Source organism: Chryseobacterium sp. Marseille-Q3244 (assembly GCF_940807095.1).
GTDB lineage: Bacteria > Bacteroidota > Bacteroidia > Flavobacteriales > Weeksellaceae > Chryseobacterium.
In genome coordinates this window covers 180630-198335 of sequence record NZ_CALNWX010000008.1, presented here as the reverse complement: position 1 = coordinate 198335, position 17706 = coordinate 180630, and the positions used below count along the sequence as shown (strand labels likewise).

The window sequence follows — 17706 nt, the reverse complement described above, 5'->3', positions numbered from 1 at the left end:
ATTTTACTTCTTTAAAAGTTTTACCGTTTTCTGGAATCCTCCTTCTGCTTCAATATTCAGAATTAAAACACGAGATCCTTCCAATTGTGAGGTAAAGTCAAGGTCTAATGCCTTGTTCACTCCATTAAATTTCTTAGTATAAACAATTTTACCATCTATACTATAAGCGGTTACCGAAATATCTTTTAAGCCTTTTGGCGAATTGATCTTCACCATTCCTGAAGTAGGATTCGGAGCTACCGTTACTGTATTTTCAGCGGTTATATTTTCAATAGTTCCCAGTGTTCCTTGGGTTCCTAAGTTATCTTTAAGAGCAATGACAACCGTTGCTGATTTCCCTCTGTAATCAATAGTATTTCCTGTAGCATCAACATCTGTAGAAATGGTAGAATTCGGATGCTGAACAGAGAAGAAACCAAATTTATGATCCGGAGTGAACGTTAATCCTGTAGGTTCAGATCCTGCCGGCATAGAAGCAAATAGTTTTACTTTTGGATTGGCCTGTGTATGATCCGGAGCAATGACCCAGATATAGTTTTTACCCCCATCCTGAAGTACCCAAAGGTTTCCAAGTTCATCAAAAGTAAGGTTGTCATTTCCATCTCCCCACGATTCAGATTTTGTTCCCTGTGCGGTTTCAAAAGAGTATACAGAATTAGCACCTCCTACGAATGTTTCCACCTGAGAACCTGTAGTTCCGTCATCCTTTAAACGATATACCCTGTCTAATCCTTTTGCCGTAAAATAAATTTTACCATCCAATGGGCTTATATCTACATCTTCTACTCCATTAAATCTTGTTCCTCCTAATGATTGAGCAAGGTTTGCTGTGTTATTTTGGTCTGCTTTTGTTTTATTAGGCACTGGAATCCATGTTGCTGTAGTTCCCGCCGGATCTCCTGCTGCTGTTAATCCCTGATCTAATTTTAATACATAAAGATTCCCGGAAGAAAGGTTATTTGGAGTATCCATTACATATTTATACACCATGTGAGTTCCTCCATCTTCTCCATAATATGCAGTAGTTCCAGCACTATTAATCACCACATTTTCATGGTTCATGATTCCCATTTGCCAAAGTTTACCTTTAGAACCGTCAGCATTTTTAGAAATAACCTGTGCTGTTGCAGGATCAATTTCTACAAGCCATCCATAGTCTTTATATCCGTCTCCATTTGCATCATTAGAGGTTACAGATTCTTCTGCTGTTATGACAGTTCCCCAGGGAGTAATTCCTCCTGAACAGTTTCTGATCGTCTGCACCAAGCTAGGATCTGAGAAACTTACGGCTCTTGATCTTGTTAATTGCCAAAGTTTTGTACCAGCATTATAATTAACCTCAGCCATGGTAACACCACCAGGGTTTGTTTCGTGGTTTACTGAAAGATATCCATTTGTACTACTTCCTGATTTGGCTACGTAAGCTGTAAAGTCGTTCTGGCCTCCTACCAAACCGCCACCTTCAGTATAATTATCACCTTCCTTCAGGATAAGCTGGTATTTATGTTCTGCAGGAATGATAAGTTTACCAGTCTGTGCAGTAGGTACAATAGAAGTAAAACAGCTGATATGTGATCCGTTGCACACTACAGGTGTAGGTGTGCTGGTAGATGTTGTTTTCAGATAAGCATCAATTCTAAGATCTGAACTGGTTATACTTCTATTATGCAGTTCAACAGAAATTCTGTTAACTCCGTTTATGAATTTTGATTTTGGAATAGAAAAAATATTATATACATTCTCTGCAGCCCCATCAATGGTTGTACTGGACAAAGTATTGAATGTAATGACTCCGGCAGGCATATTATCTCTTACTACTTCCACCCCGTTAAGATACACTACAATACCGTCGTCTCTCATTACTCCAAGCTCCATATTATCGGAAAGTGTGGATAAGTTTACATTAAAATCTTTTGCAAAATACGCTGTAACCAATCCGGTAGCCCCTCCATGAATGGTAGTAGTAACAGGATCACCATATCCTAATGGTGCATTACCAACAGGCCATGAAGAGATGTCATAGTTTTGAGTTTTCCATGCATCCGGTTGTGCCTGATCCAGATCTTTGTAGCTCCAGGACGTTCCTTTATCAAAAATAATGGTCTGTGCCTGAATAGTTGACCCGGCAAGCAGAGCTAAAGCTCCAATTGTTAGTAGTTTTTTCTTCATTTTAATTTGATTTATTAGACCTTGCAAAACTATTTTTTAAAGATGATCTTCCTGTTAATAGGATTTTAAATATCGACAGAAGAATATTAACTAATTTAAAACCTAATGTTAAGGGGATTAAGTTTCTGTTAAATTGCGGAATGTCTTCTTTATGATGCATGAATTGTTATGGTGAATATTCTTATTCCGTACACAAGAAAACCTAACAGGTTTTAGAAACCTGTTAGGTTTAAATTAGATAGCCAAGAAAAAGCTATAGCTCAACTTCTGTATCCCGAAACTCTTCTACTTTGCTTTACTCACATCTGTAAGTGCATTCAGAAAGGCAATTATTTGGTTCATTTCCGTTTGGGTAAGATTTAATTTATCCGGAGCCAGTGTTTGGTTTTTCATCTTGAGCCCCAATCCTTCTCCTCCGCCTTCATTATAGAAATCAAGAACTTCTTCTAAAGTATTGAATGCTCCATTATGAAAATAAGGTTTTGTAAGGGCAATATTTCTTACAGTAACGGTTTTGAAAGAGTAATCATAAATCCATGATTTTTCTTTTTTCACAGGGCTGTTTCCTCTTCCCAAATCCTGATCCAGTTCTATAGGAAGTTTTTTAATAGGTTGAGTAGTCACACCCAGCACTTCAGATTCGTTTTCATTAAAAAATGGTGGTACCAACCCCGAAAAATGAGGTGCAAAATGGCAGGTTGCACAATTCGCTTTTCCCATAAACAGGTTGAATCCTTTTTTCACCTCTTCCGAAACTTCTTTTTCATTTCTCATGAAACGGTCAAAATCACTATCAAAAGAATATAAGGATGCAACGTAGGAGCTTACAGCTTTTGAAAAATTTTCTTTATTGATTTTCCCGTCTTTAAAAGCAGTACGGAATGCTTTTTTATATTCAGGTTTTGTTTTTAACTTTTGAATGATACTTTCGTAGCTTGTATTAAACTCATCTGCGTTATAAATCACATGTTCAGCCTGCTGTTCAAGATAAAAAGCACGCAGGTCATAAAAAAATCTTTTGGCAAAAACGGCATTGTATAAAGACGGTGAATTCCTCAATACTGTTTTACCCTCCACGTTACTTGCCGACTTAGCTTTAAGGTCTGTAAAAGCATTTTCCTGAAGATGGCATGTTGCACAGCTCATTTTCTCATTACCACTTAAATTCTGGTCATAGAAAATCGATTTTCCAAGATTACGGAGATCCTGATTATCTTCTGAAGATTTCAGTAATGTATAAAAATAAGGATCTAAAAAATCACTGCTAAAAAGGTTTTTATTATTGACATTCCAGCCTGAGAATTCTTTCAGATCATCAGGTCTGCCATCCCACCTTCCTAATTCTTCATACAAAGGCTGAATATATTTTTTATAAAACTCAATTCTATCAAAGGTTTCAAAATCTCTACTTTTTGAAAGATAACGGATAGCCTCTGTTAAGGTCTGATTTGCTTTTTGGGTATTATAATTTTTGAAATAAGCATCATCATTGATATATTTTTGCATTCCTGAAAGGGCATGACTGGCTTCTTCGGAAATATTCAATGAACCCGGAGTGTCAAAACCTGTTACTCCCAGAGAATAGATCCTGATCAATTCTATACGCAATGGCAACGTTTTGTTGTTTCCTTTACTCATTCCGTTTTTCATCGCACTCAGATAAAAGCCTGAATAACTGTTGTATAAAAAATCGGTAATTGTTTTAATCTTTTCTTTCTCATCTCCTGCTTCTTCAGAAAATATCAATTCATCTAAAACCTGTAGTCCTTCCGGCGGAAGTGTATAAGCTGATGTGCCCGCAGCTTCAATATGAAACAAAGGAGCTGCATTGAGGTGAGACTTGGTGAATTCGGGATAATGATAGGCAATATAAAATTCTATTTCCTTAAATGAATTTCTTGTATTCCTTAATGATTCCTGCAGCTCTTCAAGGGAAATACGATCTTCAGAGAAATTATGGACATCTGACTTCAGCTGTTCAAGCTTCCCTTTAAAATCAGATAATCCTTTATTAATAACTGTATTCTCACTTACTTTTCCTTTGTAAACAGGATTAAAAGACATTACTGCAAATCCTATCAAAAGGATGACAACAAGCAGTGGATAAGATCTCATGAATTTTTAGCGGCAAAACTATTAATCTGATATTATCTCAATTTTAATAGCAGATTAAATAATGTTTATATTTTTGATATAATATTTTTCACTAATTTTAAACCCCGAAAATCAGATTCATTATTCTTTAAGGAACGGTTTATTCTAAATACCGGTAAAATAATGGCGAGAGGTTATTGGGAGAGGATTTTTTTAATTAAATTCAACACATCAAAACTAAAATAGAAGTATGAAAACAAAACTATTGTTTGCTGTTGCAGCAAGTTTCCTTTCGCTTACTGCATTTTCACAAAAGAAAAAGCAGGCAGAAAAATCTGCAAAACAACAGGAAATGGCTATATACGCTGAGAAAAAAGGAAATGACTATTATCTGATCCGTCTGGAACAGGATAAAGCAGTACCCAATGTGTATGTATATTCTAACGGAATCACCAAACCTTATAAAAACTATGGAGAACTTAAAGACGTTGTTATGGAATTTCCAGGAATGATGTCTTCTAATAATTCAACCAAAGAAGAATTGGTTTCTGTTCTTAAAAAAGATAATCATTTTTATGAAATTACTTCGCAGAGAAAGGATCCGAAAAACTTTGAAAAGACTGTTGTTACAGTATATGAGATAATGGACGGTCAAAAAAGGATTGTTGAAGAATATGATTCTATTTACCAACTTATGGCTTCCCCTTATAAAGAAGCAATTTTCATTAATTAAAAACAAAAAAATATAAATTATGCTAAACAAACTTGCTGCTTCAGAACTTATTCTGAATGAAGACGGAAGTGTATACCACTTGAATCTTTTACCTGAAGATATTGCTGATAAAATTATTCTTGTAGGTGACCCGGACAGAGTAGCAAAGGTTTCAAAATACTTTGACACCGTAGAAATCAAAAAAAATAAAAGAGAATTTTACACGCATACAGGAACGCTTCGTGGGGAAAGAATCACAGTAATGTCTACGGGTATCGGAACAGAAAACATCGATATCGTAATGAACGAACTGGATGCCTTAGTAAACATCGATCTTAAAAATAAGGAATTCAAAACAGAGCACAAAGCCCTTGAATTATTCCGTATGGGTACCTGTGGAAGTGTAAATCCTGATGTACAGGTTGATAATATGCTGGTTACCCAAAACGTAGTAGGATTAGATGGGTTAATGCATTTCTATCAGGACTATAGCTTTGAAAACGAGTTTTCAAAAAGTTTCATGGAGAGATTTCCTTACGAAAAAATCAAACCTATGTTGTACTTCTCAGACTGGGCAGAAGAAATGGGTGAATATTACAAAGATGCTAAATACCACGGAAATACAGCTACATTCCCGGGATTCTATGCTCCACAGGGAAGACAGCTTCGTCTAAAGGCGGTAGATGACCAATTCCTTGAAACACTGAACGACCTTGGAGTTACAAACTTTGAAATGGAGACTTCCGCGATCTATGCATTTTCAAAACTATTAGGACACAAAGCTATTACTGTAAATAACGTAGTGGCTAACAGAAGACGTGGAGAGTTCTCTACAGACCACCACAATTCTGAGAAAAACCTTATTACCTGGGTTCTTGACAGAATTATTAAATAAATATTTATGGGACAGGACATCACTTGCTTGATTACCGATCAACCTCTTGAATTGGATAAAGACATTGTTCATTTTAAGATCAGAGATGTCCTGTTTGTTCCTTTCGACATTATGGGCTCTTCTATTTCCTGGTTGATTGAAGATGCTTACCAATATGAAACAGCGCAAGATCTATTTAGCTATTTCAAGCAATATCAACCTGATGATCTGATCTTATGGGATACAGATGAAAAACACACCGTTTTAGATATCATAAAACTCATTGAAGATCATGATATCAGGAATTTCATCATTGAACACACTGCAGATTTTGCCAGCATGCCAATGGATGATTATTTTCTGGCCATATTGGATGGTAAAATCATAAAAGATTCCATTGTTTTTGATGAAAATGATTTTTCTAAAAAGAACTACGCTAATATTGAAAAATACCGCGAAAAAATTGGACTTAATTTCAACTGGATAGGAATGGATAAATTTCATGCCTATAGTTTTGCGGAAAAGGAATATTTTAGATAAACAATGGAATAGTGTATGCTGATTCTATTAAATAAAATCCTCCGGAGATTATCCCGGAGGATTTTTTATACGTCAATATTTAAAAAAAACATTTGGCTAATCATATTTATCATACCTAATAATTAAAAAGAAAAGACCTCCAAAACCGGAGGTCTTTAACACCATATCAACTATAATAAAAATTTATTATCAAATTTAAAACTCATTAATCATCACATAAAAATGACTTGAGTAGAGACTGTTTGCACTTCCTGAAATATTGGTAAGATTAATTACAATACTTGAAGTTGAAGTCATTCTTGGATTAGAAATCGAAAACGTTGAATTCCCCGCAAAATCTCCGGCAGGTGAAACCACTACAACGGCTCTTGTTGAACCTGGCTGAAACCCTGATGGAACAGCAATTTCCAGTGTAGCAGATTTTCCCGGAGGCATATTATTAATGGAAACACCGGGCCATACTTCAAAACTGATCTGGTTTTTCTGTACACTCCCTTTTTCTCCAAGTTTATACTGTCCGTTCACATCTAATCTTGCAGAAGTATTCGGAGCCCCCGTGCCAATGCCTACATTTGCATTATTATTCCCCAACACTATAGCATTGGCCTGTGAGGTAGTTGCTCCATATCCTATCGCAGTTGAAAATTGTCCCAGAGCATTTGCTTCTGATCCTACTGCTGTAGAGTTTTCTTTATTGGTAACTGTGTTATATCCTAAAGCGGTTTCACTGTTTGTATTTGTTTTTGCATTATATCCCACTGCAATAGATTGGAAACCTCCTGCCGAGGCATTATTACCAATCGCTGTGGATTCATTTTTACTGGTTTGTGCATTGTACCCAATAGCTGTTGACTTAAAAGCTCCTGCTGTTGATTTATTTCCTATAGCCAAGGCATCATTCGCAGTAACTGCTGCTGCACTACCAATGGAAATTCCCTGAAATGCAGAGCTTGAACTTCCAATGGCAATTCCGTTCTGACCAGCGTTCGCTCCCAATCCGAAACTTACAGAGTTATCTACTCCTAATCTTCCCGCTGTGGCAGCATTGACTTTAAAGATCAGGTCATCCATAGTTTTTGTACCTAAAGATAAAGTAGTATTGGCTCCACTGTATGTTCCGGCATTCTCTCCTATTGTGTTCCATCCGGTGCCATCATTACCTTTATTAGTGCTGGCAGACGTTGAAAGTTTATTCCATTTGGAAGCAAACCAATAATAAAATCCAGCTTCTGTTAATCCAGCTTTACCGTTATTCCATACAATAAGGCCATCTGCGGGAGAAGGAACTGTAGCAACATCCGTATCTGAGGTCAAAGCAATACTTGGAAGAAGTACTCCTTTATCTTTAGCACTTACATGAAGCATAGCAGAGGTATCAGGACTTGGAGTACCAATACCAACCTGAGCATATATAAAAAGTGAAAAGAGTAAAAAGAGAAGACTAAATCTTAATTTATAATTTCCTTGCATCACCTATGTTTTTGGAGGTGCAAATATACAAACTTTTTAATAAAACAATACTTTTATTATAAATTTAATAATTTAAAACACTCTGATGTGACTAAAACAATTCATACTCACACAAAGATGAAAAATACTACCTTACAATACCTTACATATCTATTTATCCATTCATGTTTTGGCAATCAAAAGGATACCTCAATGAAAACCAGATATTACACTTTCAATAAAAAACATCACAAAAAATTGAATAAAATACAATTTATCACCTTCTAAGGAAACAAGTTTCTATATGGTCATTCACCATACCTGTTGCCTGCATATGGGCATAAATAACTGTTGAGCCAACGAATTTAAATCCTCTTTTCTTCAGATCTTTGGAAATTATATCCGAAACTTCTGTGGTTGCGGGGATATCCGCTAAAGTTTTTGGGGTATTATCAATGGGAATTCCCCCAATAAATCCCCAGATATATTTTGAAAAGCTTCCAAATTCTTTCTGAACCTCTATAAATTTTTGAGCATTGGTTATTGTAGCTAATATTTTAAGTCTGTTTCTAATAATTCCTGAATTATTCATCAACTCTTCTATTTTCTTTTCAGAATAATCAGCGATTTTATGATAATCAAAATGATCAAATGCTTTTCTGAAATTTTCTCTTTTAGAAAGGATGGTATACCAGCTCAAACCTGCCTGAAAACTTTCGAGAATAAGGAATTCAAAAATAGTTTCATCATCGTAAACGGGCTTTCCCCACTCTTCATCATGGTATTTCCTGTAAAGATCATCTTTTTCACACCACCCGCAACGCATTTTTTCCATAATTATCAAATTTTGTAGGATAAAGGTAAGGTTGATTTATAAAAATATAACAAAAGATTATGAAAAGTTTAACAAAGCCATCTGATTTTAGGAATGGTTATTGTTTATTCAATACTACCAAACCAAATTTATACTATTATGAACAATTCAGATTATAACAAAGCGGAAAATGCAGTAAACAATGTAGAAAATTCTTTACAGAATGCATCGGACAAAGCCAAATGGAAAATCAATGAATTGGCAGACAGAGCCAAAGACTATATTAATGAAAAAAGAAATAATGACGAAGAAGCCAAACAGGAAGACTGGTTGGACAGGGTAAAAGCTAATGTATCCGATGCATGGGAAGATATTAAGGATAAAGCGGATGAAGCGTGGGAAAAAACAAAAGATGCAGCAGAGGATGTGAAGGCAGAATGGAATAAGAAAACGAATTAAAATTTCAGTCATATAAATATTTTCAAGAAAATGGGGTCTTATAATTGATAAGGCTCCATTTTTATTATGTCATAACCACAATTATTGCTACATTTGTATTTCAATAAACATTAAAAAATTATGTCATACGGTTTACTTAAAGGCAAAAAGGGAATTATATTTGGAGCCCTTAATGAACAATCTATCGCATGGAAAGTTGCTGAGAGATGTCATGAGGAAGGTGCAGAATTCATCTTATCTAATGCTCCTATCGCTTTGAGAATGGGAGAACTTAATGGTTTAGCTGAAAAAACAGGTTCTGAAGTGATTGCTGCAGATGCTACTTCTATAGAAGATCTTGAGAAACTTTTTGATGCTGCTGTTGCAAAATTTGGTAAAATCGACTTTATCCTTCATTCCATCGGAATGTCTATCAACGTAAGAAAAGGAAAACATTATACGGAAATGAATTACGATTGGTTGGAAAAAGGCTGGGATATTTCAGCAGTTTCTTTCCATAAAGTAATGCGTGTGGCTTGGGAGAAAGACTGTATGAATGAATGGGGAAGCATCCTGGCACTTACTTATATTGCAGCTCAGAGAACATTCCCGGACTACAACGATATGTCTGATAACAAAGCTTATCTGGAAAGTATCGCAAGAACTTTCGGAAATTACTGGGGAGAAAGAAAAGTACGTGTTAACACGGTTTCTCAGTCTCCAACAATGACCACTGCAGGTAGCGGTGTGAAAGGTTTCGGAGGATTCCTTGGCTACGCTGAAGACATGTCTCCACTAGGAAATGCCACAGCTCTTGAATGTGCAGACTATTGTGTAACTTTATTCTCTGATCTTACCAAAAAAGTAACGATGCAGAATCTTTTCCATGATGGAGGATTCAGCAGTTCAGGGGTTACTCAGAAAGTGATTGGTAAATATGATGCTGAATAATAGCATTTACTATATGATAAAATAAAGATCGGCGGCCTCTACGAGGCCGCCGATCCTGCTTAAAATAATGTTAATATGATGTTATAAAATTACGGTCTGTATAGAGTGTGCCGGAGCATTTAGCTTAGCTGCCATCCCTTCAATCCAAAGATTTGTTTCGATATCATTATCGGAATCATTCATAATCACAGTAACCAGCTGACCGTTTTCATTCATAAAAGCAGAAGATGTCAATGCCGCTCTGTTGGAAGATGAGCCTATCCTTTGAGCATTAGGTTTGATGTATTTTGAAACGTGTCCGATGTAGTAATACTCATAAGTATAAAATACCTCTCCTGTTTTCGTATCGGCAATGATAGGAGCAAAACAAAAATTTCCTTTATGGTTGGGGCCTCCGGTTTCATCCAGAAGAATATTCCAGTCTGTCCATAAAGCATTTCCTTTATTAAAATCGTTCAGCATATTTTTGCTGTACAGTTCACCAAGACTTACATCGTAAATCCTGTCCATAGCAAACTGTTCTTTACAACCTTCCGTGAAAGCAAGGAACTTATCCGGAAAAGCTCTGTGGGTTTCTGCGAGGTTATCAAATAGCTGAGTTTTATTATTCCAGGTTTCATACCAGTGATAGCCGATTCCATGAGCATACTTTGAAGTTTCAGGATCACCAAGTGTGGTAGTTGCTCTTTGATAGATCAGGTCTCTGTTGTGATCCCAGATCATTACTTTTTTATCTTTATACCCGTTTTTCCAAAGGGTTGGACCGAGGTTGTTTTTCAAAAACTCCCCTTCTTCTTCAGCAGTATAAATACATGATTCCCAGGATTGGGTCGCCATAGGTTCATTCTGAACGGTTAACCCCCAAACATTAATTCCTCTTTTTTCGTATTCTTTAATGAATTTAATATAATAATCTGCCCAGGTCTGATAATATTGGTTTTCCAATCTCCCTCCTTTGTATAAACTTTTATTGGACTTCATCCAGGCCGGTGGGCTCCATGGGGAGAAATAAAATGTAAAATTGTTTCCGATTGCCTTCTGAGCTTCCTTAATCATTGGAATTTTATACTTTTCGTCATGAGCAAGGTTGAATGTTTTCAAAGAAGTATCATGATCTTCTACATAGGTATAGGAATCACTGGAGAAATCACAAGAGTTCATATTGGTACGCACCACAGTGTATCCCAATCCATTTTTCCCAAAATAAGCCTCCAGAATTTCTTTTTGTTTGTTTTTTGGCATTTTATAAAATGTCTCTGCGGATGCATCCGTAATAGCCCCTCCAATTCCGATCAGCTTTTGATATTTAAAACCAGGAGCTACAAAAATACAGGCTTCCGTTTCTTTGGGCTGTCCGAACTGCTCAAATTTTACGGGACCTTTATCTACCATTCTTTCATTCACTTTAGAGTTGGTAACAATGACCTTAGCTGTTTTTCCTTCATGCTTTTTCCAATAATTCTGGGCATTGACATTGATGGCAATCCCGATTACAAAACAACTTACAATTAGTTTTCTCATGATTTTTTTGTTTGTGGACCGTATGTCCTCTTTTTCATTATTTATTTTGATAGACTCTTACATAGTCTATATAATACTTTTGTGGAAAGATATTGTCATCTATTCCCTCTTTTCCGCCCCAGAAACCGCCTACTGCCAGATTTAAAATGATAAAATAAGGCTGGTCAAAAGGCCATGCTTCATAGGTTTTTTCTTTATTTTCATATGTGAAAAATTTCCGATCATCAATATAAACCTCTATCTTTTCCGGTGTCCAATCTGCTTTATACACATGGAATTTTTCGCTTACATCTTTTACCATCAAAGTATCTGTCTTCTGAGTTCCCAGAATATGATTGTATTTTTTAGTATGTACCGAAGCATGGATGTATCCTTGATTAAATCCTACATGTTCCATAATGTCAAGTTCACCATCATCCGGCCATTTTTTCATATTTTCACTCATCATCCAGATCGCCGGCCATGTTCCCCGGCCCTTCGGAAGCTTTGCACGCACTTCTATCGTTCCATATTGAAAAGAAAATTTTCCTTTGGTTAAAAGTCTGGCAGAAGTGTATGCATTCTTTTCCCAATTTTCTTTTTTAGCTTCAATAACAAGGTTTCCATTTTCCATACGGGCATTTTCCAGTCTGTTTTTGGTATAAAACTGAGCTTCATCATTTCCATAGCCATTACCACCCACATCGTAGTTCCATTTTAGTGAATCCGGAAGGCCTTTTCCGTTAAATTCATCACTCCAGATCAGTTTTCTCCCGGAATCTGCTTTATTGGAAGCACAATTCGACACAAATAAGGCTAATATTCCTGCTGCACAAAATTGAATGGTATTTCGAAATTTAATATTCATATTGTTAGTTTTTGCTAAAGCCTCTTTATTTCTTTAGTTTATTGTGACCAGGCCAAAGTCCGATCTTACTAAATATTTATTTCACCCAATTAATTCTTTTAGTTTGTACATTCTGAGAGTTGGTTCCCACCATAATATCAAACTCACCTGCTTCCCAGTCAAAATTCAGTTCGTCATCAAAAAATTTCAGATCTTCAGGAGTTAATGTAAATTCTACTTTTTTAGCTTCTCCTTTCTTAATGAATATTTTTTTAAATCCTTTTAATTCTTTTACAGGCCTTACTACTTTTCCAAAAAGATCTCTTATGTAAAGCTGCACCACTTCCTCACCATCATATTTTCCGGTATTGGAAACTGTAACATTTATGGTCAATCTCTGATTTCCTTTCAGGTTTTCAGAACTCAAAACTATATCGGAATAGGCAAAATTTGTATAGCTTAACCCAAATCCAAACGGAAATTTCGGATCGTTGTCAAGATCGATATACGCTGAAACATAATTTCTGTCCGTATTATTTTTTGCAGGTCTTCCCGTATTATAGTGATTATAATACACCGGAATCTGCCCTTCAGTTCTCGGGAAAGTCATAGGAAGCTTTCCACCAGGATTTACGGTTCCAAAAAGAATATCGGCAATAGAATTTCCCGCTTCTGTTCCCAGCCACCAGGTATAAACAATAGCCGGAATATGGTCTGCCGCCCAGTTGAAAATCAAAGGTCTTCCTGCATTAATCATGAGCACAATTGGTTTTCCTGTTTTGGCAATTTCTTTCAACAAATCTTCCTGTACTCCGGAAAAGCCAATAGTACTTCGGCTTTTTGCTTCACCACTCATCGCGTGCCCCTCTCCTAAAGTCATAATCACCACATCTGCTTTTCTGGCGGTCTCTACAGCTTCTGCGAACATCGTTTTGTCCTGATCATCTACATTACAGCCTTTTGCATATAATAAGGTAGAGTTTTTATCGAGCTGATTTCTAATTCCATCAAACTGTGAAACAATTCGTTGGGTATCATCTTTAAAAGCAATAGACCAAAACCCATGATTGGCTACGGTTTCCTTTCCAAACGGACCAATCAAAGCCACTGTTTTTACTGTTTTTGAAAGCGGAAGGATATTGTCCTTATTTTTAAGGAGAACGATACTTTTAGACCCGAATTCCCTTCCGAATTTTCTATTTTCCTGGTTATTAGTTTGTTCTTTTTGTCTTTTTTCATTGCTGAATCGGTAAGGATCGTCGAAAAGCCCCATCTCGAATTTTTTGGTTAAAATTCTTCCTGTGGCATCATCTACTAATTTAGGATCAACTTTTCCTTCTTTAACAAGTTTCGGTAGTTCTGCCATATATACCCTGCTTTCCATATCCATATCACTGCCTCCCTGAATTGCTTTTTCAGCGGCTTCAGCACCATCTTTTGCATATCCGTGAGGAATCATCTCCCCAATACTGCCCCAGTCCGAAACCACAAAACCTTTATAATTCCATTTTCCTTTTAGTAAATTTCTTTGGATATATTGATTGGCTGTAGCTGGAATTCCATTGATATCATTGAAAGAGTTCATAAACGTAGCCACTCCTGCTTCGGCAGCAGCTTTGAAGGGCGGAAGATAAGTTTCATTCAATTGCCTAAGGCTCATGTCAACAGAATTATAATCTCTGCCACCTACCGCTGCACCATAGGCTGCAAAATGTTTTGCACAAGCCATAACCGCATCAAGACTTCCTAATCCTTTCCCCTGAAATCCTTTAATTCTTGCCAATCCGATTTGAGTTCCCAGATAAGTATCTTCTCCTGAACCCTCCATCACTCTTCCCCACCTAGGATCTCTGGTAATATCTACCATCGGGGCAAAAGTCCAGTGAATACCATAAGCAGAGGCTTCTATAGCGGCAATTCTTTCTGATTTTTCTATCATTCCCAGATCCCAACTTGCAGCCTGCCCGATATTAACAGGAAAAGTAGTTCTGTATCCATGAATAACATCTTGTCCGAACAATAATGGAATCTTCAATCGTGATTGCATGGCCAGTTTCTGAAATGCTCTGGTTTCTTCTGCTCCGGCAACATTCAGCATAGAGCCCACTTTTCCCTTTTTTATTTCTTCTAACACTGCAGCTGAATTAGAATGCTGAGGCCCTGTGGCATATTCAAATCCACTATATTGCACCATCTGCCCTACTTTTTCTTCCAGTGTCATTTTAGACAAAAGCTCTGCGACTTTCTGATCTGTTGTTTTCTGTCCGTAGACATTCATTCCAAGTGCTGAGAATGCCAGTAAGAAATAAACTCTTTTCATACTTATTCGGTTAAAAAATATAAGTTGCGGCAGATTGCCCAGGAATGTTTACTGTAGCGATCTTTCCGGCAAATTTAATATTAAAATTTTCAATTTCTTTACTATCGTTCTGAACAATCAGCACCGTTTTTCCGGTTGGAGTTTTGAATGCTGCAGTCGATAAATATTTTGTCTGGGTTGAAGCAATACGTTGAGATCCTGCAGGTACAAACTTAGAGGCATGTGCTACAATATAATAGGCAACATTCCTGGTAAAATTCTCACTGTTTGCAATGGTTATTGCTCCTTTACATTCCGTACATCCACCGTCTGTATGGGGACCATATTTTGAATCATTAGCCAGGTTCCATTCCAGAGCTATTCTGCTCCAGTTTCTCATGGATCCGATAATTACATTCTTCATGTGCCAGTTCAGGTCTTCATTGAAAGTTCCTTTTGAACCTGTCCACTGCTCAGTAAAATAGAGATTCTTATCCGGGAAGGCATTATGTACTGTACTTAATGCTGAAATATCACCTTCATATAAATGAAAAGCGGAACCGTCAATATATTGATAGGCTTCAGGATCTTTTAAAATATCAAGAGCATACTCAGGTTTGTTACAATTATGATCGTATACAACAATCTTCGTTTTGACATTGTTTTCTTTAAAAACAGGTCCTAAATATCCCTTAATAAAATCTCTCTGTTTTTCTGATGGCATATACAAACTCGGATTATTTCCCGGATGTAAAGGTTCATTCTGAGGAGTGATGGCATCAATAGTAATTCCTTCATTATGCATTCCCTGAATATACTTTACAAAGTAGCGGGCATACGTTTCATAAAATTCAGGTTTTAAACTCCCTCCTTTTGTCTTTCCGTTATCTTTCATCCAAACCGGGGCTGACCACGGAGCTGCAATAATTTTAATCTTAGGATTGATAGCTAAAATTTCCTTCAACATAGCAATCAGAGCTTTATCTTTTGCTAAACTAAATTTGGAAAGAGAAACATCAGTCTGCCCTTCCGGAAGATCATCATAGGAAAAAACTTCCCCATCAAGATCTGAAGCTCCAATGCTTACTCTCAGATAGCTAATGGAAATAGAATTTTTATCGTTTCCAAAAAGTTCATTCAACAGATCCTTTCTTTTCGCTGGAGATAAACGGTTAATCACCTCAACACTCCCTCCTGTCAATGTATATCCGAAACCATCAACATATTGAAACTTTTGGGTATCATCAATTTCAATATTCTGAAGGCTATTAGATGTATTTACAAATCTGATGGGGGTCTGAAACTGTAACCTTACACTTTCATCTCCTTTAGTAAGCCAGTAATTCACTTCATTTCCTTTATTCTGAGTAACTGAGGTACACGATAAAGGAAAAAGTACCACACCGCAAAGCAGTGCAGTACCTTTAAAGAAACTATATAAGTTGTGAAACTCCATATTTAATATCCCGGATTTTGGTGCAACGCTGTATTCGGCAATTCATTAAACGGAATGGGTAAAATTTCATTTTTACCAGCTTTAAATCCTTTGAACGCAAGCTTTATAGGAGCATCACCCCATCTTACAAGATCAAACCATCGGTGTCCTTCACCGGCAAGTTCTCTCCTTCTTTCATCTTTTATTGCCTGCATAGAAACCGGAACCGAGCTTAATCCTACCCTTGCTCTTACCGCATCCAATAAAGCCTGAGCTCTCGCTCCTGATCCTCCCAAAGCCTCTGCCTCCATAAGATAGGTGTCAGCTAATCTTATGGCTACATAATTTTGTCTGAAGTTGAGCTCCGCTGCTCCGGGAAGTGAACTTTTCAAATCATTGGTAGGTAAATATTTATTTAAAAAATATCCGGTATCTGAAAATGCAGGGCTATAAGTAACCTTATCCTCTGCTAACAACGGTTTCATATTAAAAATAGTTGCATTCATTCGCGGGTCATCCTGCATAAAATTAAACAGGTCTTCAGTCACTGTATTAAATGCCCACCCCGGATATAAATCAGGAGCATCATTATCTTTAATCTTTTTGTTAATGGAATAAGAACGGGGTCCCAGCATTGCATTGATAGAGTTTCCTTCATCTTTTCCCTGTCCCCAGAAACCCCAGTCAGAATTCCCTTTGTTGGTATGCATAACTTCCAGAATAGATTCCGTTGAAAACTTATAAGGATCTACCGTTTCTGGCCCTACTTTAAATAAATCTCCATAATTTGCTACCAATTTGTATCCATATTGGCTGGTACCTCCCGGTGCACCGTTCACCTGTTCAAATTGTGCTGCGGCTTCCGGCATTTTCTTATCATAAAGATAGATCTTTCCTAATATTGCTCTGGCTGTTCCCTGTGTAATTCTTCCTCTATCATTACCTGTAGCTATTAACATAAGATCAGGAAGTGCAGCAATGATATCGTTTTCTATCTGCGTATAGACTTCGCCTGGTTTTGCCTGTGGAATGTTCCAATAATCATCATCAAATTTTACACTCTTAAGAACCAAAGGAATATTTCCAAACATCCTTACCAATTCAAAGTAATATAAAGACCTTAAAACCTTTGCTTCGGCACTGTATCGTTTTTTGAGACCTTCATCCATATTCGCTCCGGACACTCTCTCCATTAAAAGATTGGCACGTGCTATACCCTGATAATAATCTCTCCAATAGCTTGCAGGCATTGTATTAGGGTTTAGTGAATAATTATTGATTCCCTGAATACCTGCCCCGTCATTAGAATTTCCACCTCCAGAATAAAAATCATCAGATCCGGCATTAAAAAAGGTAACTGTATTCTCAAATCCCCCGGAATATTTTCTTAAAATATCATATACAGAAACCAGTGCACTAAATGACTGTCTCTCATTCTGAAAATAAGTCTCCGTTTTAAAAGCTCCTGAATTCTGTACCTCATCCAGATAAGAACCACTACAAGCAATATTGCTAAAGCTCAGACCTGCCAAAAAAGTTACAGCAAGCCCTTTATATATAAAACTTTTATTTTTCATGTTATTA

The 17706-nt window shown here is 36.8% G+C and carries 14 protein-coding genes; 5 read left to right on the top strand and 9 right to left on the bottom strand.

Annotated elements, in window-relative coordinates; translation table 11 throughout:
• Nucleotides 1–3: 3 nt before the first annotated feature.
• Together NBX25_RS15935 and NBX25_RS15930 are read right to left on the bottom strand one after the other, a co-directional pair.
• Nucleotides 4–2169 (bottom strand): alkaline phosphatase PhoX, encoded by a 2166-nt coding sequence (locus NBX25_RS15935; protein ID WP_250254352.1) that lies wholly within the window; start codon nt 2167–2169, stop codon nt 4–6.
• Between the two features lie 285 nt (nt 2170–2454).
• A complete protein-coding gene (locus tag NBX25_RS15930) occupies nt 2455–4284 on the bottom strand; it encodes a cytochrome-c peroxidase (RefSeq protein ID WP_250254351.1) in 1830 nt (609 codons plus the stop codon).
• Between the two features lie 229 nt (nt 4285–4513).
• On the opposite strand from NBX25_RS15930, the gene NBX25_RS15925 reads away from it, so the two are divergent.
• The 3 genes from NBX25_RS15925 to NBX25_RS15915 are packed head-to-tail and all read left to right on the top strand — an operon-like array spanning nt 4514 to nt 6389.
• Complete coding sequence (locus NBX25_RS15925; RefSeq protein WP_123907879.1) at nt 4514–4996, top strand: hypothetical protein; 483 nt, start codon at nt 4514–4516, stop codon at nt 4994–4996.
• A gap of 19 nt (nt 4997–5015) precedes the next feature.
• Nucleotides 5016–5870 carry a nucleoside phosphorylase gene (locus tag NBX25_RS15920; protein ID WP_123855614.1) on the top strand — a complete coding sequence of 285 codons (855 nt, stop codon included), beginning with the start codon at nt 5016–5018 and terminating at the stop codon, nt 5868–5870.
• 6 nt (nt 5871–5876) lie between these two features.
• Nucleotides 5877–6389: a hypothetical protein gene (locus tag NBX25_RS15915; RefSeq protein WP_250254350.1), complete on the top strand. Its 513-nt coding sequence runs from the start codon at nt 5877–5879 to the stop codon at nt 6387–6389.
• A 195-nt stretch (nt 6390–6584) separates the two neighbouring features.
• On the opposite strand, the gene NBX25_RS15910 is transcribed toward NBX25_RS15915, so the two are convergent.
• Both NBX25_RS15910 and NBX25_RS15905 read right to left on the bottom strand, forming a co-directional pair.
• Nucleotides 6585–7859: a phage tail-like protein gene (locus tag NBX25_RS15910; protein WP_250254349.1), complete on the bottom strand. Its 1275-nt coding sequence runs from the start codon at nt 7857–7859 to the stop codon at nt 6585–6587.
• 256 nt (nt 7860–8115) lie between these two features.
• Complete coding sequence (locus tag NBX25_RS15905; RefSeq protein WP_123907882.1) at nt 8116–8673, bottom strand: DNA-3-methyladenine glycosylase I; 558 nt, start codon at nt 8671–8673, stop codon at nt 8116–8118.
• Nucleotides 8674–8811: 138 nt separating this feature from the next.
• Between NBX25_RS15905 and NBX25_RS15900 the strand changes: the two genes are divergently transcribed.
• Both NBX25_RS15900 and NBX25_RS15895 read left to right on the top strand, forming a co-directional pair.
• Nucleotides 8812–9111, top strand: coding sequence for a DUF883 domain-containing protein (locus NBX25_RS15900; RefSeq protein ID WP_123855610.1), 300 nt, complete (start codon nt 8812–8814; stop codon nt 9109–9111).
• Nucleotides 9112–9231: 120 nt separating this feature from the next.
• Nucleotides 9232–10041 carry an enoyl-ACP reductase FabI gene (locus tag NBX25_RS15895; RefSeq protein ID WP_045496151.1) on the top strand — a complete coding sequence of 270 codons (810 nt, stop codon included), beginning with the start codon at nt 9232–9234 and terminating at the stop codon, nt 10039–10041.
• A gap of 81 nt (nt 10042–10122) precedes the next feature.
• Here NBX25_RS15895 and NBX25_RS15890 read toward each other — a convergent pair whose 3' ends face one another.
• From NBX25_RS15890 to NBX25_RS15870, 5 genes are all read right to left on the bottom strand, one after another.
• Nucleotides 10123–11562: a glycoside hydrolase family 30 protein gene (locus NBX25_RS15890; RefSeq protein WP_250254348.1), complete on the bottom strand. Its 1440-nt coding sequence runs from the start codon at nt 11560–11562 to the stop codon at nt 10123–10125.
• 37 nt (nt 11563–11599) lie between these two features.
• Nucleotides 11600–12409, bottom strand: a complete 810-nt coding sequence (locus NBX25_RS15885; RefSeq protein WP_250254347.1) for a glycoside hydrolase family 16 protein — start codon at nt 12407–12409, stop codon at nt 11600–11602.
• A 76-nt stretch (nt 12410–12485) separates the two neighbouring features.
• Complete coding sequence (gene bglX, locus NBX25_RS15880) at nt 12486–14708, bottom strand: beta-glucosidase BglX (RefSeq protein WP_250254346.1); 2223 nt, start codon at nt 14706–14708, stop codon at nt 12486–12488.
• A 10-nt stretch (nt 14709–14718) separates the two neighbouring features.
• The gene (locus tag NBX25_RS15875; RefSeq protein ID WP_250254345.1) at nt 14719–16143 is read right to left on the bottom strand and encodes a glycoside hydrolase family 30 protein; all 1425 of its coding nucleotides are present in this window, start codon (nt 16141–16143) and stop codon (nt 14719–14721) included.
• 2 nt (nt 16144–16145) lie between these two features.
• On the bottom strand, nt 16146–17699 hold the full coding sequence (locus tag NBX25_RS15870) for a RagB/SusD family nutrient uptake outer membrane protein (protein WP_250254344.1): 1554 nt from the start codon (nt 17697–17699) through the stop codon (nt 16146–16148).
• Nucleotides 17700–17706 lie beyond the last annotated feature (7 nt).

Coding starts and splice junctions, on each gene's coding strand:
- NBX25_RS15895 (WP_045496151.1), top strand. CDS start 9,232: ATGTCATACGGTTTACTTAAAGGCAAAAAGGGAATTATATTTGGAGCC.
- bglX (WP_250254346.1), bottom strand. CDS start 14,708: ATGAAAAGAGTTTATTTCTTACTGGCATTCTCAGCACTTGGAATGAAT.
- NBX25_RS15930 (WP_250254351.1), bottom strand. CDS start 4,284: ATGAGATCTTATCCACTGCTTGTTGTCATCCTTTTGATAGGATTTGCA.
- NBX25_RS15870 (WP_250254344.1), bottom strand. CDS start 17,699: ATGAAAAATAAAAGTTTTATATATAAAGGGCTTGCTGTAACTTTTTTG.
- NBX25_RS15935 (WP_250254352.1), bottom strand. CDS start 2,169: ATGAAGAAAAAACTACTAACAATTGGAGCTTTAGCTCTGCTTGCCGGG.
- NBX25_RS15890 (WP_250254348.1), bottom strand. CDS start 11,562: ATGAGAAAACTAATTGTAAGTTGTTTTGTAATCGGGATTGCCATCAAT.
- NBX25_RS15875 (WP_250254345.1), bottom strand. CDS start 16,143: ATGGAGTTTCACAACTTATATAGTTTCTTTAAAGGTACTGCACTGCTT.
- NBX25_RS15925 (WP_123907879.1), top strand. CDS start 4,514: ATGAAAACAAAACTATTGTTTGCTGTTGCAGCAAGTTTCCTTTCGCTT.
- NBX25_RS15920 (WP_123855614.1), top strand. CDS start 5,016: ATGCTAAACAAACTTGCTGCTTCAGAACTTATTCTGAATGAAGACGGA.
- NBX25_RS15905 (WP_123907882.1), bottom strand. CDS start 8,673: ATGGAAAAAATGCGTTGCGGGTGGTGTGAAAAAGATGATCTTTACAGG.
- NBX25_RS15910 (WP_250254349.1), bottom strand. CDS start 7,859: ATGCAAGGAAATTATAAATTAAGATTTAGTCTTCTCTTTTTACTCTTT.
- NBX25_RS15885 (WP_250254347.1), bottom strand. CDS start 12,409: ATGAATATTAAATTTCGAAATACCATTCAATTTTGTGCAGCAGGAATA.
- NBX25_RS15900 (WP_123855610.1), top strand. CDS start 8,812: ATGAACAATTCAGATTATAACAAAGCGGAAAATGCAGTAAACAATGTA.
- NBX25_RS15915 (WP_250254350.1), top strand. CDS start 5,877: ATGGGACAGGACATCACTTGCTTGATTACCGATCAACCTCTTGAATTG.